This is a genomic window from Neobacillus sp. DHD-1R (genome assembly GCF_057747995.1).
Genome location: NZ_CM173232.1, coordinates 788,079 through 809,549, shown reverse-complemented (window position 1 = coordinate 809,549; position 21,471 = coordinate 788,079). Strand labels below are relative to the sequence as shown.

Genomic DNA, 21,471 nt, shown 5'->3' with positions numbered 1-21,471 from the left:
CTGTTGATTATGGATTTTTTTCACTAGCCCTAATGTATTGCCCCCATAGCACTGTTTTTAAAAAGTAACCATCTTGGTGTTCACATCACCCCCTGAAAGTTATTTTCCGTCTTTCATAAACCGAATGGCTTCCCTTGTTTGATCAATCGAGCGGATCGTATGTTCATATTGAACCGTCGCCATCGACAAAAACAAAATATCCATCATATATAACTGGGCAAGACGTGATGATGTGGCCGCACTTCGAAACGGTGCTTCCCCTGAATAAGAGGTAAACAGCTTATTATCTGCTAGGGACGAGACAGTAGATTGGCCGTATTTCGTTAAACTGATTGTGTTCACTCCACGCTCTTTCGCGAGTGTCATTACTTTAATGACCTCTTGCGTTTCACCGGAATGAGAGATGCCAAACACCACATCATCCTTACTGGCATTGGCAATTAATGTCGCCACCAAATGAGTATCAGTAAAAGCGGTTGCATTTTTTTGAATTCTCAGCAGTTTTTGCTGAGCATCCTTGGCAATGATATTGGAAGCACCAATGCCAAAAAAATGAACATTTTGAGCAGACGATAGAGTTTGGACAGCTCGTTCCAATTCATCATAATTGATGATTTCCTCGGAATCACGGATGGTTTGGATACTATTGCTTGTTGTTTTCTGAACAATGGAGAAAAAGGATTCACCTGGTTCGATATCCCGATATCCTTGTTCTGCAGGCTTCACTAAATCCCCAGCAATTCGTACCTTTAAATCTTGAAAACCCGTTAAACCCAATGATTTGCACAGTCTAATAACGGCGGCACCACTCGTATTTGCTTGGGTTCCAATATCATTGACTGTATTATTTAAAATACTTTGCGGATTTTCAAGGATAAATTGCGCAATTTTCCGCTCCGAAGCCGGAAGCTGTTCAAGCATATTTTGAATCATTTTTAAACCGCCTGCTGCCACATTCGTAACCACCTTATCGCAACTAATTAGTAATCGCCTTTTTTACATATCCATTTACTTCATTTAATCGTTTTTCTGCTTCTTGTTTTGATGTGTCCGTCTTAATCATGACAATCGCCGTTTTGACTTGTAAGTCTGCTTTTTCTAATGTCTCCAAAGCTTGTTGGTATGAAACACCGGTGATTTTTTGAATAATCCCAATGGCGCGTTCCTTCAACTTTTGATTGCTGACATGAACATCTACCATCAGGTTTTCATACGCTTTTCCCAACAGAATCATCGAAGAGGTTGAAATCATATTCAACACCATTTTTTGAGCTGTGCCTGCTTTCAGACGAGTTGAACCAGTTAATACCTCTGGACCGACGATGACCTCAATACGCTGATCAGCTTCTTTACTTATCGCCGTATTTTTATTACATGAAAGAGCAACTGTTTTCGCTCCAATACTGCGGGCATACCGAAGTGCCCCAATCACATATGGTGTCCGGCCGCTGGCAGCAATGCCAATAACTGTATCATTTTTAGTTAGCTTCAATTCTTTCAGATCGCTAACACCGAGATCCGGATCATCCTCTGCTCCTTCGACCGCTTTTACGAATGCGCCGTCTCCTCCCGCGATAATTCCTTGAACCATTTCAGGATCGGTGCTGAAAGTAGGCGGGCATTCGACTGCATCAAGAACGCCTAGTCTCCCGCTGGTCCCTGCTCCTAGATAAATGAGACGTCCACCCTTTTGAAAGGATTCAAAGACAAACTGAACGGCGGCCTCCACATCGGGTAAGACATCTTTTACGGCGAGGGCTACCAGTTGATCTTGCTCATTCATAATTCGTAATATTTCAAGCGGATTAGCTGTATCAATTTGTAAGGAAAGTTCATTTCGCGATTCGGTTGTTAAGTGTTCAAGATTTTCTTCCATTCTATCGTCTCCTCCTGTTAGTTTTTTCTATGTTGTAAACGGTTACCGTATACTTATTATATTCCTGTTAAAATATTAATTCAATAAATTTATAAAAATAATGAAATGTTATTTTAAAAAATCGATAAGGGTTATTACCAACATGATTCATCCTTATTCAAGTAAATAACGGCGGATCGCTTGTGCGACTCCTGCTTCACTATTCTTCCCGGTTACCTGATCCGCTGCCTCTTTCACTTGATCCGGGGCATTTCCCATCGCAACACCGAGACCTGCCATCGAAAGCATAAGCGAGTCATTATAGTTGTCTCCGATCGCGGCCGTTTTCGAGATGGGGATACCCAGCTGCTCGGTAAGTTTTAACAGTGTCGACGCCTTTGTGATCCCGCTCGGAGAAATTTCAAGATTAAGATAGTTGAGGCTGCTGGTAATTTCCATCTCTACACCATGTGTCATAATTCGTTCTGAAAAATCAGAGAGCCTAGCATCATCATCAAATACCGCAATTTTGGTAATCAGCGGTTGATGGGTTTTAATGTAATCGTAAAAATCCTTTATTACTTTGACCTGGCATCTTCCCCGAAAATCTTCACAATCAATTGGACTGCCCCCTGTTTGTTCAAAGAGTGGAATATTATTTTCAATCCATTTCTCATTCCACTTATTGACCTTTGGGACCAAGAGTGTATCGCCTTCATAAAAATGGGCATAGATACCGTCTGCCTCACATAATTCCCAAAAACTCAACAGGGATTCATGCTGAAAATTAGCCTGTGCGCTTACCTGCCCCTTCTCATCAAGCAAAACTGCCCCATTATAAGCAATAATTGGCTCATCCTGTAGACCAATGGTTTTGGCAATCCACTTGGTTGACAGTGGGGAACGGCCGCTGCAAATCACAACCCTCCCTCCTCTGCTCCGATATTCTTGAATGGCTTCAATTGTTTCTTGATCAATCTCTTTTTGTTCATTTAATAATGTCCCATCCAAATCAGTCGCTAGTAGTGGATATTTCAATTGTATTGCCCCTTTTGAATTATTATTTTATAATTATTATACGATTAATGAAATATCATTTCAAATTAATCATATCCATACAGTTTTAAATGCCTATTTTTTAAGCGTTTGCATTCTTCGTTACCTTTCCACAAGAAGGATAAGAAATAACTAGAGTTTTAATTTAGGAATGGGGGAAACACAATGCTTTTACCTGAAGTAAAAGAAAAACTGCTATCCATTGTAAGCAAAGAAAACTTTGCTGATTCCAAAACGGAGCGCTTAGTTTACTCATATGATGCGACACCAAACTTCCAATCCATGCCGGATGCGGTGGTGAGTCCGCGCAACAAGGAAGAGATTTCACAGATTTTACAGGTTTGTAATGAACATAAGGTACCTCTTGTACCAAGGGGCTCCGGCACGAATCTCTGCGGCGGCACCTGTCCGACCGAGGGCGGAGTTGTCCTTCTTTTTAAACATATGAACAAAATCCTTGAAATTGATGAGGAAAACCTGACAATCACGGTTCAGCCGGGTGTGGTCACGCTGGATTTGATCCATGCCGTTGAGGAAAGAGGGCTGTTCTATCCGCCTGATCCCAGCTCCATGAAAATCTCGACGATTGGCGGGAACATCAATGAGAACTCGGGCGGCTTACGCGGTCTTAAATATGGTGTCACAAGGGATTATGTCATCGCCCTCGAAATCGTTTTGCCGAATGGCGATATCATCCGAACCGGAGGAAAGCTGGCAAAGGATGTCGCTGGTTACGATTTAACACGTCTGTTTGTTGGCTCAGAAGGTACACTCGGTGTGATTACGGAAGCTACACTGAAATTAATTCCAATGCCGGAAACCCGGAAGACCATGCTTGCTCTTTATCAAGATCTCAATGCTGCCGCCAAGTCGGTATCTGCGATAATTGCCAATAAAATCATTCCGGTAACGCTGGAATTCCTTGACCAGCCGACATTAAAAGTGGTGGAAGAATTTGCGCAAATCGGGCTGCCTACCGATGTCCAAGCGGTTCTGATTATTGAGCAAGATGGCCCTGCTGAGGTCGTCGAACGGGATATTAAAAAAATCGCTGAAGTGTGTATGCAGGAACAGGCTGTATCGATTCAAATTGCCGCTTCCGAAGCGGAAGCCAATGCCCTGACAACAGCACGGCGGACCGCTCTGTCTGCGATTGCCCGGTTAAAACCAACCACGATTCTTGAGGATGCGACAGTGCCAAGGTCGGAAATTGCCAATATGGTAACAGCCATCAATGAAATTACCGAAAAATATCAACTGACGATTTGTACCTTTGGTCATGCCGGAGACGGGAATCTTCATCCTACCTGCGCAACGGACGCCAGAGATCATGAAGAAATGGAACGCGTCGAAAAGGCCTTTGCTGAGATTTTTGAAAGAGCCATTGACCTAGGCGGAACGATTACCGGCGAACACGGGGTCGGCGCCATGAAGGCCCCATACCTTGAATGGAAGCTGAAAAAAGAAGGCATTGCGGCCATGAGAGGAATTAAGCAGGCCTTTGACCCGAATAACATCATGAATCCAGGGAAAGTATTTGCCAAAGACAGCAAGAAACGTGTGGTGGTGACAAGATGACAACATTGGTTGAACAGGAAAAAATCCAAGCACAATTTAAAGAACGAATGAACGAAGATGAATTGTTAAACTGTATGCGCTGCGGCTTTTGTCTGCCAACATGCCCAACCTATATTGAATCAGGCTATAAAGAATCACATTCCCCTCGAGGCAGAATTGCGTTAATGAAAGCGGTTGTCGATGGAGTGATTGAACCGGATGAAGATTTTGAGCGTTCACTCGAACTCTGTCTCGGCTGCCGGGCCTGTGAACCCGTATGTCCCTCCGGTGTGAATTATGGCCACTTATTGGAAGATGCACGCGATATTATCAATCAAAACAAGAAGCACTCCTTACCAGTACGGGCTATAAGAAAAACGGTTTTTCAAGGGCTATTCCCTCACCAGTCACGGATGAGGCAGACGGTTGGCCTTCTCGGGTTTTATCAGCGTTCCGGAATTCAAACGATTGCTCGGAAAATTGGCTTTTTAGGCCTCTTGCCTGCAAATTTGAAAACAATGGAAAAGGTTTTGCCGGCCGTTCCAACGATGAAAGAGATGAAAAATCGGCCTGAATTTTTGCCAGCTGCGGTCGAAAAAGTTCACCGGGTTGCTTTTTTCAGCGGTTGTTTAATGGATACGATGTTCATGAAGACCAACGATGCCACGATGAAGCTGCTTCAGTTAGCCGGCTGTGAAATCGTCATACCGAAAGACCAGGCATGCTGCGGGGCTCTTCATGGTCATAGTGGTGAAAAAGATGCCGCTAAAGAGCTGGCCAAACGGAATATCGCTGCCTTTGAAGATATGGGAGCCGATTTTATCATTACCAATGCCGGTGGCTGTGGTGCTTTTCTGGTTGATTATGACCATTTACTAAAGGATGACCCTGAATGGCGGGATCGTGCAAAGGCATTTAAGGATAAAATTAAGGACATTTCTGAAATATTAGTCGCGATTGATTTTCATAAAAAGGTTAAATTGGAGCTTCCGGCGCAGGTGATTACTTATCAGGACTCCTGCCATCTCCGCAATGTGATGAAAACCGCTTCTGCACCACGAATTTTGCTGCAATCGATTCAAGGGGTGCATTATCAAGAGATGAAAGAGGCGGATCGTTGCTGCGGATCGGCCGGAATCTATAATATTGTTGAGTCCGAGTCGTCGATGGTGATGCTCGACTATAAAATGGTTCAAGCCAAAGCGACCCATGCGACCGCTATTGTTACAGCTAATCCTGGCTGCTTGTTGCAGATGCAGCTTGGAATTGAGCGGGAGGGCTTGTCAACTAAAATGAGAGCTGTCCATATCGTCGATTTATTAGCGGAAGCCGTGAAGGCGAAGTAACTATGATTAATGGAAGAGTTTGGAGCTCAAGTTTCAGAACACTTTTAGTTCTGAAACTTGAGCTTTTTTATGCTTTTGTGACCATTTTGGGGATTTTAGGGCTTCGAAGGGTACAAATATGCTTTTTTATGACCGTTACGGCATTCTTTAGGACCTCCAAGGGCATAATTATGTTTTTTTGTGACCGTTGCGGCATTTTTTATGCTCCCACGGGCATAATTATGTTTTTTTATGACCATTGCGGCATTTTTTATGCTCCCAAGGGCATAATTATGTTTTTTTATGACCATTGCGGCATTTTTTAGGACTCCCACGGGCATAATTATATGTTTATATAGGACATTCCTCATCTTTTTTTCAGAACAATACAAAATTTCTTCAACATTACGTGACAGACACTACAAATAGGATTAAAATCATCAATAAAGAAACTTGTCGAATCGATAGGCTTACATCACTTACGCCTGAAAAACTGATCGGCAAAGAAAGTTAAGGAGGCCGCATACATGCAGCTTAGTAGTGAAGAAATTGAAATTTTAAAAATTATAGAAGAGAATCATAAATTACCGGTAGAATCCATCGCCTTAATGGCCATGTGCAAGGAAGAAACCGTTCTATCTACGATTGAAAAATTAGAAAAAGCAAACATTATTATGAGCTACCCAACCTTAATTAACTGGAGCAAAGTCGAAGGACAAGAAAGCGTCATTGCCATGATCGATGTCAAAGTGACTCCAAAACGCGGCGTCGGCTTCGATGAAGTTGCGCAAAGAATCAGTCGTTTTCCTGAAGTCACTTCCTTATATCTCATGTCCGGTGCCTACGATTTATCGATCACCGTAGAAGGAAAATCTATGAATCAAATCGCGAACTTCGTATCAGAAAAATTATCGACAATTGAAAACGTGATTTCGACAACCACTCATTTTATGTTAAAAAAATACAAACATGATGGCGTAAGTTTTATCAGTGGTAACGATGATAAAGACCGCAGGATGGTGGTTACACCATGAAACATGAGATAACTCACTACCTTTCCCAAACAGCTAAAGAACTGCAGCCCTCAGGGATAAGGAAATTTTTCGATCTTGCTGCCAGCATGAAGGGTGTCATCTCGCTCGGTGTCGGTGAACCTGATTTCATCACACCTTGGAGCATTCGTGAAGCTACCATTTTATCAATCGAACAAGGCTTTACTTCTTATACGGCAAACGCAGGGCTGCTGGAATTACGGGAAGAAATCACGGCCTATTTAAGTAGAAGATTTGGGGTTCTGTATGACCCAAGAAATCAAATTATTGTAACAATTGGAGCAAGTCAGGCGATTGACCTTGCCTTTCGGGCCATTTTAAACCAAGGGGAAGAAGTCCTGATTGTCGAACCAGCGTTCGTTTCCTATGGACCTTTGGTGGCTGTCGCAGGCGGTAAACCTGTGCCGGTTTCCACATCGGCGGAAAATGGCTTTAAGGTCACATCCGAACAAATCGAAGCCGCCATTACTGAAAAAACAAAAGCAATTTTATTATGTTCACCAAACAACCCGACAGGTAGTATGTTAACGAAAGACGAGCTGATTGAAATTGCAAAAGTCATCAAGAAGCATGACTTGCTCGTCGTATCAGACGAAATTTACGCAGAACTGTCTTATGATGAGGACTTTAGCAGTGTAGCTTCAATCGAAGGGATGTACGAGAGAACTATTTTAATTAACGGTTTTTCAAAGGGCTTTGCGATGACAGGCTGGAGATTAGGCTTCCTTGCTGCTCCAAAGGAATTAGTGGAGGTTATGTTAAAAATCCATCAATATACAACAATGTGTGCGCCGCACATGCTCCAACATGGTGCCATTGAAGCACTTCGCAATACCTATGATGAAGTCATCGCAATGCGCAACAGCTACCGGCGGAGACGGAATTATGTCGTCCAAACCCTCAATCAAATGGGTCTCGATTGTCATACTCCTGGCGGCGCCTTTTATGTGTTTCCATCGATCCGTTCCACCGGCATGAGCTCAGAGCAATTTGCCGAGGAACTGTTGATCCAGGAAAAAGTCGCCGTTGTGCCTGGTCATGTATTTGGCGAAAGCGGTGAAGGCTATATTCGCTGTTCCTATGCCACTTCCATGGAAGACCTGCAAGAAGCACTAAAACGAATCAAGCACTTTATTGAATCGAAAGGCGTTTATGCAGATAAACAAACGGAACATGCTGAATTGCGTTAAAAAATAAATAAAGATAGCTCAAAAGGGTCTGACCCCACGTTTAACACTCAATTTATAATCGCTTATTAGAAACGTTCAGCGATAGGTTGAGGTTGTGGGGTTTGACCCTTTGTTTTGTGACCACGATTTTTGCCAACTTTTTTCGATCAACGAGCGTGCACCCGTTTACAATTCTTCCACCAGCAAGAATTCTCCCGGTACCATTCAATCGTCTCATTCAGCCCGGTTTCAAACGAATATTCTTGCTGCCAGCCCAAATCCGACATAATCTTAATCGGATCACTTGCGTAACGATAATCGTGGCCAAGCCGGTCGGGAACATATTCAATTAACTTCCGTGATACACCCAGTTTGTCAACAATTAAATGGACAATCTCATTGTTGGTCCACTCATTATCGCCGCCAATATTATAAACCTCACCAGCGCGCCCATAATGAATCACCAAATCCACACCTTTGCAATGGTCAAACACATGAAGCCAGTCCCGTATATTCCCGCCGTCCCCATAAATCGGCAGCCGGCCGCCCTCCAAAGCATTCGTAATCATCAAAGGAATTAACTTCTCCGGATATTGATACGGGCCGTAATTATTGGAACACCTCGTAATATTAGTATTCAGCCCATAGGTTTTGAAAAAGCTGTGCACCAGCAAATCCGCGGCCGCCTTGCTAGCAGCATAAGGACTATTCGGTGAAATCGGCGACTCCTCTGAAAAATAACCGGTCTCACCCAGCGAACCATACACTTCGTCCGTAGAAATTTGCACAAACTTGCTTATTCCGAATTCCATCGCCACATCCAATAACGTCTGCGTCCCAACGACATTTGTTTGCACAAACACCCCCGGTTCCACGATACTCCGGTCCACATGCGATTCCGCCGCAAAATTCACGATCACATTAATCTGATAGGTTCTCACTACATGACTGACCAACTCACCGTTCGTGACATTCCCTTTGACAAACCGATAATTTTTCCGGTTTTGGATATCTTTTAAATTCTCCAAGTTTCCCGCATAGGTTAACAAATCATAGTTGACAATCAAATAATCCGGGTATTTATCCAACATGTAGCGAATGAAGTTACTACCAATAAAGCCAGCTCCACCAGTTACTAAAATATTCATAGAGAACTCCTTTTTCCGAATATTTTCTATATTTATTTACTAGTTTAATATAAGAGCCGTGGAAAATATATCCTCATAAAGGAAATACATGAAAATATTCTTCCATTGAAAATTTTGTAAAAAGAAAAAGAACCCCGGCTCTGCCAAGGTTCCCCTCTTCAATTATTGATTCTGTTTACTTAATTCAATGATGGCAAACACCTTCACCGCATTATATTCTTCATTTGACAATCGTGCCAAAACAATCCCATTAATCTGGTTCTTCTCTTCAGGTGTCAAGCCGCCCTTAGCCTTTTTGGCTAACTCAGTCAGCTCTCCCATGGAAAACTTCGATAATAAAAACTTCAGCACTTCTTGTCTCGTCTTAAAGTTTAAAGTTGGATTATTTTTCGCAGGTGTTTGTTGACGTACCTTCGTTTCTGTTGGTGAATTTGGACTCACTTGACTTTCGCCCACAACGGAATCCGTCGGAGTGACGGAAGTAGATACCTCTTGATTAGCAGGTACTGCTCCTTGACTCGCAGGGACCACTCCTTGACTTGCAGGTATTACCCCTTGTTGTTCCAGAATCGCTTGTTTTTTGTCAGAGCCCAATTCAGTTTCAATCATTTGCTGAACGGAAGGATCCTTTAATATTTCTTGGACATCTTTTTCCGGTATTTGTGAAGATAATTCGTTGACTACTTTATCTGAAACCATATTCATACCGATTTTGTAGCCCGTAAAACCAAAAGCAACAAGTACTAAAAAAGGGACTCCAAGTACCACCCTTTTACTTTTCCAAAAAGGCCTCTTCACCACTTTACGGTGACTGGCCCCTTTCTTTTTATAATAAAGACCTTCTTCATCTTTATAATATTTAATTCCTATGAACTTCAACGGTGTATTTATTTCTTTCATTTTCGGCATGGATTCTTACACTTCTCCTAGTTAGCTGAATGTGGATCTGACTCATACCCATTCGGATTATTCTTCTGCCATCTCCATGAATCCCGGCACATTTCGGCAATTCCTCGTGTCGCTTCCCAGCCTAGTTCTTTTTTCGCTTTAGATGGATCGGCATAGCAGATGGCCACATCGCCGGGACGTCTTTCGACAATTTTATAAGGAATTTTCACGTCAGAGGCCTGTTCAAAGGCCGCTACAATCTCTATAACGCTGTAACCCGTTCCCGTTCCAAGATTATAGGCCTCCACCCCGTTAGCTGATAGGATCTTCTCCAATGCCTTTAAATGACCTAGGGCAAGATCGACTACATGAATATAATCCCTTACGCCTGATCCATCAACGGTTGGATAATCATTTCCAAACACTTGCAATTCATTCAATTTGCCCACCGCTACCTGAGTAATAAACGGCATTAAATTATTCGGAATTCCGTTTGGATCCTCACCAATCCGGCCGCTTTCATGAGCACCAATAGGGTTAAAATAGCGCAGCAAGGCAATACTCCAGCCATCGTCAGCCACATATAAATCCCGTAAAATCCCCTCGATAAAAAGCTTCGTCCGTCCATACGGATTGGTTGCACTCAATGGGAAGTCCTCTGAAATCGGCACTCTTTCCGGCATACCGTACACTGTGGCCGAGGAACTAAACACAAGGTTTTTCACATCGTATTTTTTCATCACTTCACAAAGAATAAGTGTCCCTGTAATATTATTATGATAATAATGGAGTGGAATCGAAACCGATTCGCCAACCGCCTTTAATCCGGCAAAATGAATAACAGCTTCAATTTGGTTCTCCGAAAATACTCCCTCAACGCCCTCTCGGTCAAGCAAATCAACTTCGTAGAACAAAAAGTCTTTACCTGTAATCTCTTTTACCCTTTTTAGTGCTTCAGGTTTACTATTTGAATAATTGTCAAGGATAATAACCTCGTGGCCAGCCTTAAGCAACTCTACACATGTATGACTGCCAATATATCCAGCACCGCCCGTTACTAAAATTGCCATTGATTTAATCTCTCCTTTTTTTGAGCACAAACTACATTTATATTACCAAATATCATGCCAAAAAAATACAAAAGACTCCAAATCTTTAGGTATGGTTTAGAAAGTGCGGAAAAAACTACCATTCCACTCGGCTAAAATATTTCTCTAAATAGTCATTTAGGAGGTCATTAACAAACGTTCGGGAGGTTTCTGGTATATGAAACTGTACACCATATTGGTATAAGCCAGCAGACAATTCTTCACTCCAGATAATATCTCCAGGGAGATGAATCATTTCTTCGAGAATGGCTGATTCTATCGAATAAATCAGCTCTTGGTCCTCTTCTAATGGTAGATTAGATAAAAACCTCAACCCGCCTGGACCAATATTTTCAATACACACTAGCGTATTGTCCGCTTCCACTACTATTTCTTGCGGATTAATCAACGTCATCTCCGATTCAAACGGATACTTGATGTTAATTCGATAGGAAGATGGCTGAATCATACTTGCCCTTTCTTGTCTTGGTTTCAATTTTAATAGCTTTAGTGTCATTGCCTATACCCCTTAAATAATCAAAGATTACATCCTAATAGTGATTACTGCTCGTTTCGTCTACTTTATTAATAACGACCTGTTCGCTAAATTTGTTTACCAAAAAAAGGGGAGGATGTCTTTATTAGACACCCTTTATTTTATTTAGTATCTTTAACAATTCATTGCGTTAATTGATTATAATATTATTAATAAATAGACTATTCGACATGTCTGTTGATTGGCGCTCCAGGCACTTCGCTTTCCGCGGGCGTGCCGGGGAGCCTCCTCGGCGCAAGCGCCTGTGGGGTCTCCCCCTGCCCCGTACTCTCGCAGGAGTCTTCGTGCCTTCCGCGCAAATCAACAGGTGTTAATAATAAGACGAGCAGTTCAACCCATCATTTATAAAATTAAGTGGTGATTTCAATGTTTAAACCACACAAGTCTAGCCAAAGTGAATATGCATTTGTGTCAATTGTTGAATTCGTTCCCGATGATCACCTTCTTCGTTTAATTGATATATAGGTAGATTTTTAATTTATTCTTGAAAAAGTACGCCCGTTTTATAGTGAACGCCCGTCCATCTGATCCCCTTATTCTTTTTAAAATGATGTTCATCGGGTTTCTCGCTGGCATTCGTTCCGAAAGGCAATTTGAAAAAGAAATTAAAGGAAAAGGTTGATTTATCGTAAAATGGTATGATGACACCTACCCTACATCTGATTAAATGAGTTTCAACTCAACTGGATATTTATGTTAAAATAAGAATAGTTTGTGAAGGAATGCACTTAAACTAACGGGCAGGTTAGCTTAAGAAGGTATATTGATTATTAGCATAGAATTAAAGTAAAAACTGCATTTTGGGGAGTGTGGTACATTGTGATTAAGGCTGTCATATTTGATTTAGATGGGACCTTGTTAAATAGAGACGAATCGGTAAAGAATTTTATTGATAACCAATATGAAAGATTAAATAAGTGGGTAAATCATATACCAAAAGAGAAATACATTACTCGATTCATAGAACTCGATCACCGTGGGTACGTTTGGAAGGATAAAGTATATCAGCAACTAACTGAGGAACTTGAAATTACAGGGGTAACTTGGGAGGACTTACTTCAAGATTATATAAGCCAGTTTAAGAATAATTGCATCCCCTTTCCAAATCTGTTTGAAATGTTGGAGGAATTGAGGAACCAGAATCTTATCCTGGGGATGATTACAAATGGAATCGGACAATTTCAAATGGATAATATAAAGGCTTTAGGTATTGAAAGGTATTTTCAAACTATCCTAGTATCGGAATTGGAAGGACTAAAAAAACCTGACCCCAATATCTTTTTCCGAGCTTTGAAACAACTCGATGTTTCGCCCAATCAAAGTGTTTATGTTGGCGATCATCCTGATAATGATGTGAAAGCTGCCCAAAAGGTAGGAATTAAAGGAATTTGGAAAAAAGATATTAACTGTAACAATTTCACAAATGATTTAATCATTGATGACTTGGGGGAGTTACCTGCAATTATTTCTAATTTAAGTAAAGTATCTTGTTAAACAACTGGGTCCTCTCCTTAAAGAACTTGCTTGAACAAACAGAAGCCCTTTTGTTCTTGAACGAGCAGTTTTGCGTAAGAAGGTTTTAAAGTTTTTTTGTCGAATTACATGCGTAAAAATACATACTTAAGGGTGGATTTGATGACCGATATAATAAGTTATTACAGCCAATTCGATGAGTGGGGAAGACTTGAACGTGAACCGATTGAATTTCAAGTAAATTGGCATTATATAAAAAAATATATGCCAAAAACAGGATACGTCCTTGATAATGGTGCTGGACCTGGAAAATATTCTATGGAACTTGCCAAAGATGGTTATAAGGTAACATTGACTGATTTAACACCTAGACTTGTTGAAATTGCTAAAGATAAAGCAAAAGAACATAATTTAGAACAACAGTTTGAAGGCTTTTATGTAGCTGATGCCAGAGAGCTTAATATGATTAAAGATGAACAATTCGACTCATCGTTAATGCTTGGTCCTATGTATCATTTACAGAAAGAAAATGAACGTATCCAGGCTGTTAAAGAGTTAAATAGAGTGACAAAAAAGGGTGGGCTTGTTTTTGTTGCTTTTATGCCTAGAATTAGGCACATACTCACATCGCTTTTATATCCTGAGAATTGGAAGCCAAACGATAATATAGATTCCATTATTCGATTTTCTCAAACAGGTTGCTTTAATCACGCTGATGAGGGACGTTTTACTGGGGCGTATTATTTTAATATTGAAGACATCAATCCTTTTATGGAATCACAAGGATTTGAAACTTTGGATATAATAGGTTCCAATCCAGGAGCAGTCTTAAACAATGATAATTGGAATTATTGGAGAGATAAAGGGGATCAAGAAGTTAGATCAATCATTGATTTAATTAAAGAAAAAGCAACTGACCCCTATATTCTTGGGATTTCGACTCACTTACTTTACATTGGTAAGAAAAAGTGATTTAGAACATTTCATATAGTAGTAATAGATGGAATCGTCATCTGGCGTTCCCTTTTTTGTAGGAGATAACAAAACCTTATTCATCAGATTGTGAAGAAATGTACTTAAACAAACGAGTGCGTATTGCTCAAGATGATGATCGCTGCTGCGATCCTTTTTTGTTATTGAACTAAAGGGCAGAATAGTTGAACAATAAAATAACGCTAATTAAAATTAAATATATGCGTAAGCAATTGGGGATTAGGAGGTTTTTTAATTAAAAAAATTTACGAAACACATTTACAGATTAAAAACTTGAATGATTCAATCGATTTTTACCAAACTAAACTAGGTAAAAGGTAGGATTTTGAGGTATTTTATTAGATAAAAGGACGTTGGTCATTTTCTGGCCAACGTTCTTTCATTTTTATTAAGAGATGGATTTTATGTTACACAGCTTAGTTTTAAATCAAATTAGATTTGATTTACTCATTTTTGGTCTCGAATAAATCTAACAGCATTTAAACCAATCATTTGGGCTGCTAATGCTGTATTACCATCTGGTAAAATAGGAGAGATGGAAAGATCTGCAACTTTCAGGTTTTCCGTACCAAATACATTCAGAAATCCATCCACAACTCCTTCTTCAATATTCCTTCCCATCCTGCATTGCCCACCATAGTGATTTAATACGTTATATGATGCCTTTGCAAAATTAGCAAGTTGAGCTCGCTTCTCAGTTTCATCATTTAAGTTAAAAATATCCTCTGAAGGATAAACTACCCTATAAATCCCCTCTGGGTCTAACTTACGAGCCCTTTTAATTATATTAAAGGTCTCAATATAATGGTCAACCATATACTCTAAATCATCAGGGTTTTCTAGTGGATTAAAATCAACAGAAGGGTATGCTTCGGGGTCGCTGTGTGCTGCCATAATAGTCCCTTTACTTTTAGGATTAAGATCTACAATCCCAATGCTCATTATATTACTCGGTTTATTCTCGTTAAAATTCCAGTTGTTAATGAAGACATCTTGAACAGGAATAAATCGTGGAAATATGTTACCTAATAATTGAAGGCGGCGTGCTTCCCGCTGTCCTGCTTCATCATCCTTTTTAAAGGCACCTAACGGTATAGGTTGATCTGGGTCAGATGACATAACCATTAATAATCGAGTTGTCTCCACTTCTACCCCTATACCAACAGCATAATGTGTTTTAAAGTTGTAACCGACATTTGGACTTTCGACTAATGTGTTTATACCAGCTTTAGCTAAATCCGAAGAATTACCAATTCCTGAACGTTGTAGTATAACTGATGAAAAATTCCCCGCTGAGACGATTATCCCTTTATGAGCAAAAGCTCTTTGTGATTTGCCGTTTCTAACAAATTCAACACCCACAGCAATTTGGGTTTGCCCGTTTTGTTCAAATAAGATTTTATTAACAGTGGTTTTTGCAATTACTCCCAGTTTTCTGCGGCCCAAACCAACCTCATCAGGATCGAATTCATCGCCTTGTGTCACAATATATTTGTTTAAATATCCAGTTGCAGTAGAAGAACGAATAAACATTCCTCTACCCACTTCTTTTTGAGTAAATTGTGATTTGATGAAGGTACAATCTCTTATCCCAGTATTATAATCTTCGACAATCGGAATTCTTAAGACATCGGATGTTGCTTTTGCTAAAATAGTAGTAAGCCCATTTGTAGGAATCATTTGTTGTCTTATAAAGATGGGTCCATCGGTTCCTCTTTCGTTTGGTTTTTGTGTTTCACCCGTGTAGGTTTCATTTTCTATAAATAAATCGCGAACATTATTGTAGCTCCATTGAGGTCCTGCAATATTAGCCCATTCATTATAAAGGTGGCTGCTCCCACGTACAGCAAGCATTGCGTTATGCTCTGAACTTCCTCCAATAACTCTTCCACCTGATAATAGGAGCTGACGTCCAATAGTTTGTTCTAATTTGGACAAGATATTGAAGGAGAATTTATTATCAGAGGATAAGGTAAGTGCAGTTCCACCATTAGGACTACTTAATTCTTTTGTCATATTTGTACCTGGCTCAAGGACAAGCACAGATGTAGATTTATCATCGGTTAATTCTTTAGCAATTATCCCCCCAGCCGTTCCAGCACCGATTACAATATAATCAAAGGTGTTTTTTGCTGACATTTCATCATTCCTCTCTAAGGCCTAGTTAGATTAATTTAGAACCATATTTTATATGTATGATGAATTACCACCTTTGTGTGAGTAGGATTTTAACGACCCTGGGAAAGTAACATTGTGAAGAAATATACTTAATGTAAACCAGCTAATAGTTTGCTAAAGCAAATTGAATTGCCTCTTTTGTGAAATTGGAAAAGGTGTTAGGCAATTCTTTAGGTTGATTAATCTCCTGTTGATTGGAGCGGAAATCAACAGGCCCTTTAGCAGGGGAATTTTTATTAATATCGGCAATTCAAATTCCAATAAAATAAAAAAATTGCCGAGGAATATATCCTTTCTCGACAATCTGAGGATGTCTTTATTAGACACCCTCCTCCTTTTTAGATGATTTCTTTTTCCAAAATCTTTTTCAATTTTTGCAGGATTTTTGAATGGAGCTGCGAGATTCTTGATTTATGAAGGCCTAAAATCTCCCCCACTTCACTCATGCTTAAATTCTCATAATAAATAAGTGAAAGAATAATTCTTTCTCGCTCTGGCAGCTCATCGATTAGCGCCATTAAGCGTTGTTTCTGCTCTTTCTCCTCGACAATCGTCGATTGCTCCATGATGGAAGGATCCGAGATTAATTCGATCTTTAATTGACTCTCGCCACTGTGCTCAATCGGTTCGTTTAATGACTCTTGTTTTTCAAAGGAAGCCTGCGACATGATTTCCTTACATTCCGTTTCACTGATTTGTAAATAATCACTAACTTCCTTGATGCTGGGCTGTCTAAACAGATGCTGCTCTAAAAATTGAAAGGCATGCCTGACTTCTTTTTCCTTTTTTCTTAACGTTCTCGGCAGGGGGTCGAGTCGACGAAGTCCATCATAAATTTCACCGCGTATTCTTTGGGTCGCATACGTTTCAAATTTAACATTTTCTTTTTTGTCATATTTACGAAAGGCATCTAATAAGCCCAGCATTCCAAACGACATCAGTTCATCCTCTTCCACATGGTGTGGAAGATTTCTCTTCATATGCTTAACGATTTTTTTGACCAATGGCAGATATTGATCAAACAACTTTTCTTCTAACTGTTGACTCAAAAATGTTCCCCCTCCTTGATGAGACAAGTACCCTACCTATATTTTTGCCAATCCCGAAATCTTTTGTATAAACCCTTTTATCCCCGTAATCGGATTGCTTTTCGTTTCAACATTTAAATAGATCCTGGCAATATCCTTCATCCATTTGGCAGCTTGAGATTTGGGATATTTCAATAGAAAAGGCCTTTGTTCCAAGACAGATTGAAATACGAGTGCATCATTGGGAATAAATCCAAGAATATCAATCTCTTTTTCTAAAAACTTTTTCGTTACTAAGCGCACCCGATTGGCAATTGCCATTCCTTCCTTGGAGTTGGCCACCCGGTTCACCACCAAACGGACATTTAGGCTGGCATCTTGGTGATGTAATATTTTAATCACGGAATAGGCATCGGTAATCGCGGTTGGTTCAGGTGTTGTCACCAATATAATTTCATCGGCTGCTAAGTGACATCGCTGAGATTCTTTCGAAAGGCCTGCACCAGTATCAAACAAGACAATATCAGCATAGCCCTGCAGTTTTCCAAGCTCCGAAAATAAATAATCGGTATCTTGATCACTTAAATCTAAAATTTCCGTAAAGCTGCTTCCTCCGGAGATAAGCTCTAATCCATTGGGACCTGTTTCAATCACATCCCAAATCGTTTTTTTATCATTCACCATATCAATCAGATGATAGGCTGGATTCATTCCTAATAATATTTCCAAGTTAGCCATACCGATATCCAGATCAATCAAGACCACCTTTTGGCCGGATTCAATCAGGCTTAGGGCAAAGTTTACGGCAAAATTAGATTTGCCGACACCCCCTTTTCCGCTTGTAATCGAGACAACCTTCGTCCTTTTTTCTTGCTCTTGCTGATCATCGTTAAAACGCTGATACAATTCGCGCAGCTTTTGTGCTTGATCCTGTTTCATCTTCATCTACTCCCATGATCTTTTTAGCCATATAATCCGGATCTGCCAGCATGATGTCTTCGGGAACCCCTTGTCCCAAACTAATAAACGATAATGGGAATGGATGGTGATACACGAGATTAAGGGCGGCCCCGTAACAGGTGCTTTCATCCCACTTTGTTAGAATCACTCGATCAATCTGAACGGATTTCATTTTTTCGACAATTTGCTTCATATCCTTCCACCTGGAGGTCATACTGAGGACCAAATGATTTTCTTGCTTTAATGCCTGCGACAAGAACTCATTGATTTCCTCGATATATTGCTCCTCGAGATAATTTCGTCCAGCGCTATCCATAAAAATTATTTGGCAATTCTTTAAGTTCAGCAACGATTGGGCAAGCTGGTCAGGACTCTCGACGACCTCAATCGGGATATTTAAAATAGTGGCATAGGTCTTGAGCTGCTCAATCGCTGCAATCCGAAAGGTGTCAGCTGTTAAAAAGCCAACCTTCTTCCGCTGAAATAAAACTTGTCTGGAGGCAAGCTTCGCGATCGTAGTTGTTTTGCCCACACCGGTCGGACCGATGAGTGTAATCAACGTCGCATCGGGATCTAATCCTTCTGGTGCGATGCCATCTTGAAACAGCTTCGTTAAGGTACGCTGGATAATATCCGCTACTTCCTCATCTGTTTGCTGGTCGATAAACGGATATTGAGCACTAATCTTTTTCATAATATATTGAATGACTTCATCATCGACCTCTTGGTCCATAAGCTGTTTTTGCCATTTTGCTAATTTGGCAGGCGATTTCGGCTCTAATGGGTGTTGATTTTTCACAAACTCACCAAGGAGCTGCTCCATCTGATTGAGGCGTTGCAAAACTTCTGTTTCGGCCGGTTCTTTTTTGACCTCAACAGGCGCAGCGGGGACGGCGGCCTTTGGCTCAGAAGCCTCCGAGGCTGCAATCACTTCAAGCTGCTTTCGTTTAAACAGGCCCAGGAACCCGCCAGTTTTCGTTTCCTTCGTATTGAGAATGACGGCATTTTCGCCTAGTTCCAGCCGAATCTGCTGAATGGCTTGCGGTAAGGTATCTACGATATATCTTTTAATCTTCATGCAGTAACCACTCCATCTTGAAAATGAACAACGCCGATATTCTGGACTTCTACATCTGATTCTAATTCGTTAAACGAAATCACTGGGATATCTTCGTTAATCCGTTCCACAATTTGCTTCATATACATGCGAATCGTCGGCGAGGTCATAATAATCGGCTGAATTCCCACCCTGACTACCTGCTGAATGGTATCATTCAGGGCCATGACCAATTGCTGAATGGTTTGTGGATCTAAGGTAAGATAAATCCCTTGTTCCGTTTCTTGAAGGTTTTCACTGATAATCTTTTCCACTTGTGCATTAACGGTTATCACTTGAATCATTTTTCCAACGGTTAATTGCTGGGTAATCTGTCTTGATAGGCTCTGTCTCACATATTCGGTCAGGTAATCAGGATTTTTTGTAAACACAGCCCAATCGGCAAGGGTTTCTAGGATAACAGACAGGCTTCGGATCGAGACTTTTTCTTTTAACAGCTTCTGCAATACTTTTTGAATCTGCCCCACCGATAATAAGGATGGAACGAGTTCTTCTATAATAGAAGGAGACGATTCCTTCACTTTTTCAATCAATTGTTTCGTTTCTTCCCTGCCTAAAATCTCGTGGGCATACCGTTTGATGGTCTCAGCCAAATGGGTCGTGATGACGGAGGTGGCGTCAACCACGGTATAGCCAAAAATTTCGGCTTTTCGTTTCATCTCATCGTTAATCCATAAAGCCGGCAGGCCAAAGGTTGGTTCGACCGTTTCAATCCCAATGATGCCATGGTCTTCCTCTTCCGGCACGAGCATCAGATAATGATTGAGGAAAATCTCCCCTTTGGCGATCTCATTGCCTTTTAACTTAATCACGTACGCATTAGACTCTAAATTAACATTGTCCCGAATCCGAATGATCGGGATGACTAACCCTAATTCAAGTGCGATTTGTTTTCTAATTGCAATCACCCGGTCTAAAATATCCCCGCCCTGAGTACTATCTGCTAATGGAATCAGGCCTAATCCAAATTCAAATTCCAACGAATCCACTTGGAGCAGGTTCAGCACATTCTCCGGACTATTTTCTTCTTTAACGGGCAGGTCCGGCAGTTCTTCTAATTCTTCTGCTTCTTTATCTTTTGCTTTTTGCATTTTATAGGCCGCAAAAACGAGCAGACCGGCAATACTCCATGTTAATAAAATGCCAATTGGCGTAACTAAACCAAACAAAGCAATACAGCCAGCCACTACATAAATCAACTTTGGATAGGCAAATAATTGCCGGGTCAGGTCATCGCCTAGGCTGCCATCGGAGGCTGCCCTTGTCACGATAATCCCTGTTGCTGTTGAAATTAACAGCGCCGGTATTTGACTTACTAGTCCATCACCAACCGATAGCAGGGTAAAAGTACTGGCTGCCTCGGCAAAACCCATTCCCATCATCGTCATTCCAATAATGAAACCGCCGATGACATTGATGAACAAAATGATGATTCCGGCAATCGCATCACCTTTTACGAACTTGCTGGCTCCATCCATGGCTCCGTAAAAATCAGCTTCATGCGATACCTTTTCCCTTCTAGCTCGTGCATCTTTTTCACTAATAAGACCAGCATTTAAATCAGCGTCAATACTCATTTGCTTACCGGGCATGGCATCTAAGGTAAACCGTGCCGCCACTTCGGCGACCCGTTCTGAACCCTTCGTAATAACTAAGAATTGAATAATCACGAGGATTAAAAAGATGATAAACCCAATGACGGGATTCCCGCCGATGACGAACTCACCAAAGGTTGCGACCACATGGCCGGCATCCCCATGTGAAAGGATGGAACGGGTGGTGGATACATTTAACGCTAAACGAAAGAGTGTCGTTAACAGCAATAAAGACGGAAAAATGGAGAAATCTAATGGTTCCTTTGTATTCATCCCGACGAGCAAGATCGTAATCGATAGGGAGATATTTATAATGAGCAAAACATCTAATAGAATGGTAGGCAGCGGGATCACCATCATGACAACGATGAGTAAAACAGCAAGTAATACGGAAATTTCTTTTAACTTCATTTTTCCACCTTATTCCCTGTAA

General features: G+C 40.8%; 18 protein-coding genes and 1 pseudogene. 7 read left to right on the top strand and 12 right to left on the bottom strand.

All coding sequences use genetic code 11. The annotated features are described in order from the left end of the window. Positions 1–99: 99 nt before the first annotated feature. The 3 genes from AC3ANL_RS03885 to AC3ANL_RS03875 form a co-directional block, all read right to left on the bottom strand. Positions 100–954 carry a MurR/RpiR family transcriptional regulator gene (locus tag AC3ANL_RS03885; RefSeq protein ID WP_488327956.1) on the bottom strand — a complete coding sequence of 285 codons (855 nt, stop codon included), beginning with the start codon at positions 952–954 and terminating at the stop codon, positions 100–102. Between the two features lie 22 nt (positions 955–976). Continuing rightward, positions 977–1,876, bottom strand: coding sequence for an N-acetylmuramic acid 6-phosphate etherase (gene murQ / locus AC3ANL_RS03880; protein ID WP_488327955.1), 900 nt, complete (start codon positions 1,874–1,876; stop codon positions 977–979). A 153-nt stretch (positions 1,877–2,029) separates the two neighbouring features. Then, positions 2,030–2,893, bottom strand: a complete 864-nt coding sequence (locus AC3ANL_RS03875; RefSeq protein ID WP_488327954.1) for an HAD family hydrolase — start codon at positions 2,891–2,893, stop codon at positions 2,030–2,032. Positions 2,894–3,076: 183 nt separating this feature from the next. On the opposite strand from AC3ANL_RS03875, the gene glcD reads away from it, so the two are divergent. From glcD to AC3ANL_RS03855, 4 genes are all read left to right on the top strand, one after another. Then, the gene (gene glcD, locus AC3ANL_RS03870; protein ID WP_488327953.1) at positions 3,077–4,489 is read left to right on the top strand and encodes a glycolate oxidase subunit GlcD; all 1,413 of its coding nucleotides are present in this window, start codon (positions 3,077–3,079) and stop codon (positions 4,487–4,489) included. Next, positions 4,486–5,814 (top strand): (Fe-S)-binding protein, encoded by a 1,329-nt coding sequence (locus AC3ANL_RS03865; RefSeq protein ID WP_488327952.1) that lies wholly within the window; start codon positions 4,486–4,488, stop codon positions 5,812–5,814. Before glcD ends, AC3ANL_RS03865 begins: the two co-directional genes overlap by 4 nt. Positions 5,815–6,320: 506 nt before the next feature. Beyond that, a complete protein-coding gene (locus AC3ANL_RS03860; RefSeq protein ID WP_488327951.1) occupies positions 6,321–6,827 on the top strand; it encodes an Lrp/AsnC family transcriptional regulator in 507 nt (168 codons plus the stop codon). Then, entirely contained in the window at positions 6,824–8,035 is a 1,212-nt protein-coding gene (locus AC3ANL_RS03855) for an aminotransferase (protein WP_488327950.1), read from the top strand. The genes AC3ANL_RS03860 and AC3ANL_RS03855 overlap by 4 nt, the downstream gene beginning before the upstream one ends. A gap of 146 nt (positions 8,036–8,181) precedes the next feature. On the opposite strand, the gene rfbB is transcribed toward AC3ANL_RS03855, so the two are convergent. The 4 genes from rfbB to AC3ANL_RS03835 form a co-directional block, all read right to left on the bottom strand. Next, positions 8,182–9,162 carry a dTDP-glucose 4,6-dehydratase gene (gene rfbB / locus AC3ANL_RS03850; RefSeq protein WP_488327949.1) on the bottom strand — a complete coding sequence of 327 codons (981 nt, stop codon included), beginning with the start codon at positions 9,160–9,162 and terminating at the stop codon, positions 8,182–8,184. A 162-nt stretch (positions 9,163–9,324) separates the two neighbouring features. Continuing rightward, complete coding sequence (locus AC3ANL_RS03845) at positions 9,325–10,071, bottom strand: hypothetical protein (protein WP_488327948.1); 747 nt, start codon at positions 10,069–10,071, stop codon at positions 9,325–9,327. A 17-nt stretch (positions 10,072–10,088) separates the two neighbouring features. Next, positions 10,089–11,120: a UDP-glucose 4-epimerase GalE gene (galE, locus tag AC3ANL_RS03840; protein WP_488327947.1), complete on the bottom strand. Its 1,032-nt coding sequence runs from the start codon at positions 11,118–11,120 to the stop codon at positions 10,089–10,091. A gap of 115 nt (positions 11,121–11,235) precedes the next feature. Continuing rightward, positions 11,236–11,655, bottom strand: coding sequence for a PilZ domain-containing protein (locus tag AC3ANL_RS03835; protein WP_488327946.1), 420 nt, complete (start codon positions 11,653–11,655; stop codon positions 11,236–11,238). Positions 11,656–12,060: 405 nt separating this feature from the next. Between AC3ANL_RS03835 and AC3ANL_RS03830 the strand changes: the two are divergent. The 3 genes and pseudogenes from AC3ANL_RS03830 to AC3ANL_RS03820 form a co-directional block, all read left to right on the top strand. After that, positions 12,061–12,304: pseudogene (locus tag AC3ANL_RS03830) on the top strand (transposase); the annotation flags it as partial. A 209-nt stretch (positions 12,305–12,513) separates the two neighbouring features. Continuing rightward, on the top strand, positions 12,514–13,188 hold the full coding sequence (locus AC3ANL_RS03825) for an HAD family hydrolase (RefSeq protein WP_488327945.1): 675 nt from the start codon (positions 12,514–12,516) through the stop codon (positions 13,186–13,188). Positions 13,189–13,329: 141 nt separating this feature from the next. Then, a complete protein-coding gene (locus AC3ANL_RS03820; RefSeq protein ID WP_488327944.1) occupies positions 13,330–14,139 on the top strand; it encodes a class I SAM-dependent methyltransferase in 810 nt (269 codons plus the stop codon). Positions 14,140–14,607: 468 nt separating this feature from the next. On the opposite strand, the gene AC3ANL_RS03815 is transcribed toward AC3ANL_RS03820, so the two are convergent. The 5 genes from AC3ANL_RS03815 to flhA all read right to left on the bottom strand — a co-directional run bounded on the left by AC3ANL_RS03815 (position 14,608) and on the right by flhA (position 21,449). Beyond that, entirely contained in the window at positions 14,608–16,299 is a 1,692-nt protein-coding gene (locus AC3ANL_RS03815; protein ID WP_488327943.1) for a GMC family oxidoreductase, read from the bottom strand. 377 nt (positions 16,300–16,676) lie between these two features. After that, positions 16,677–17,387 carry a sigma-70 family RNA polymerase sigma factor gene (locus tag AC3ANL_RS03810; protein ID WP_488327942.1) on the bottom strand — a complete coding sequence of 237 codons (711 nt, stop codon included), beginning with the start codon at positions 17,385–17,387 and terminating at the stop codon, positions 16,677–16,679. A gap of 36 nt (positions 17,388–17,423) precedes the next feature. After that, complete coding sequence (locus AC3ANL_RS03805; protein ID WP_488327941.1) at positions 17,424–18,305, bottom strand: MinD/ParA family protein; 882 nt, start codon at positions 18,303–18,305, stop codon at positions 17,424–17,426. Then, complete coding sequence (locus AC3ANL_RS03800) at positions 18,256–19,404, bottom strand: flagellar biosynthesis protein FlhF (RefSeq protein ID WP_488327940.1); 1,149 nt, start codon at positions 19,402–19,404, stop codon at positions 18,256–18,258. The genes AC3ANL_RS03805 and AC3ANL_RS03800 overlap by 50 nt, the downstream gene beginning before the upstream one ends. Next, positions 19,401–21,449, bottom strand: a complete 2,049-nt coding sequence (gene flhA, locus AC3ANL_RS03795) for a flagellar biosynthesis protein FlhA (protein ID WP_488327939.1) — start codon at positions 21,447–21,449, stop codon at positions 19,401–19,403. Before flhA ends, AC3ANL_RS03800 begins: the two co-directional genes overlap by 4 nt. Between the last annotated feature and the right edge of the window lie 22 nt (positions 21,450–21,471).

Excerpts from the sequence above, each read along its gene's own strand:
- murQ (WP_488327955.1), bottom strand. The coding sequence starts at position 1,876 with ATGGAAGAAAATCTTGAACACTTAACAACCGAATCGCGAAATGAACTT.
- glcD (WP_488327953.1), top strand. The coding sequence starts at position 3,077 with ATGCTTTTACCTGAAGTAAAAGAAAAACTGCTATCCATTGTAAGCAAA.
- AC3ANL_RS03865 (WP_488327952.1), top strand. The coding sequence starts at position 4,486 with ATGACAACATTGGTTGAACAGGAAAAAATCCAAGCACAATTTAAAGAA.
- AC3ANL_RS03860 (WP_488327951.1), top strand. The coding sequence starts at position 6,321 with ATGCAGCTTAGTAGTGAAGAAATTGAAATTTTAAAAATTATAGAAGAG.
- AC3ANL_RS03855 (WP_488327950.1), top strand. The coding sequence starts at position 6,824 with ATGAAACATGAGATAACTCACTACCTTTCCCAAACAGCTAAAGAACTG.
- rfbB (WP_488327949.1), bottom strand. The coding sequence starts at position 9,162 with ATGAATATTTTAGTAACTGGTGGAGCTGGCTTTATTGGTAGTAACTTC.
- AC3ANL_RS03845 (WP_488327948.1), bottom strand. The coding sequence starts at position 10,071 with ATGCCGAAAATGAAAGAAATAAATACACCGTTGAAGTTCATAGGAATT.
- galE (WP_488327947.1), bottom strand. The coding sequence starts at position 11,120 with ATGGCAATTTTAGTAACGGGCGGTGCTGGATATATTGGCAGTCATACA.
- AC3ANL_RS03835 (WP_488327946.1), bottom strand. The coding sequence starts at position 11,655 with ATGACACTAAAGCTATTAAAATTGAAACCAAGACAAGAAAGGGCAAGT.
- AC3ANL_RS03820 (WP_488327944.1), top strand. The coding sequence starts at position 13,330 with ATGACCGATATAATAAGTTATTACAGCCAATTCGATGAGTGGGGAAGA.
- AC3ANL_RS03815 (WP_488327943.1), bottom strand. The coding sequence starts at position 16,299 with ATGTCAGCAAAAAACACCTTTGATTATATTGTAATCGGTGCTGGAACG.
- AC3ANL_RS03805 (WP_488327941.1), bottom strand. The coding sequence starts at position 18,305 with ATGAAACAGGATCAAGCACAAAAGCTGCGCGAATTGTATCAGCGTTTT.
- AC3ANL_RS03800 (WP_488327940.1), bottom strand. The coding sequence starts at position 19,404 with ATGAAGATTAAAAGATATATCGTAGATACCTTACCGCAAGCCATTCAG.
- flhA (WP_488327939.1), bottom strand. The coding sequence starts at position 21,449 with ATGAAGTTAAAAGAAATTTCCGTATTACTTGCTGTTTTACTCATCGTT.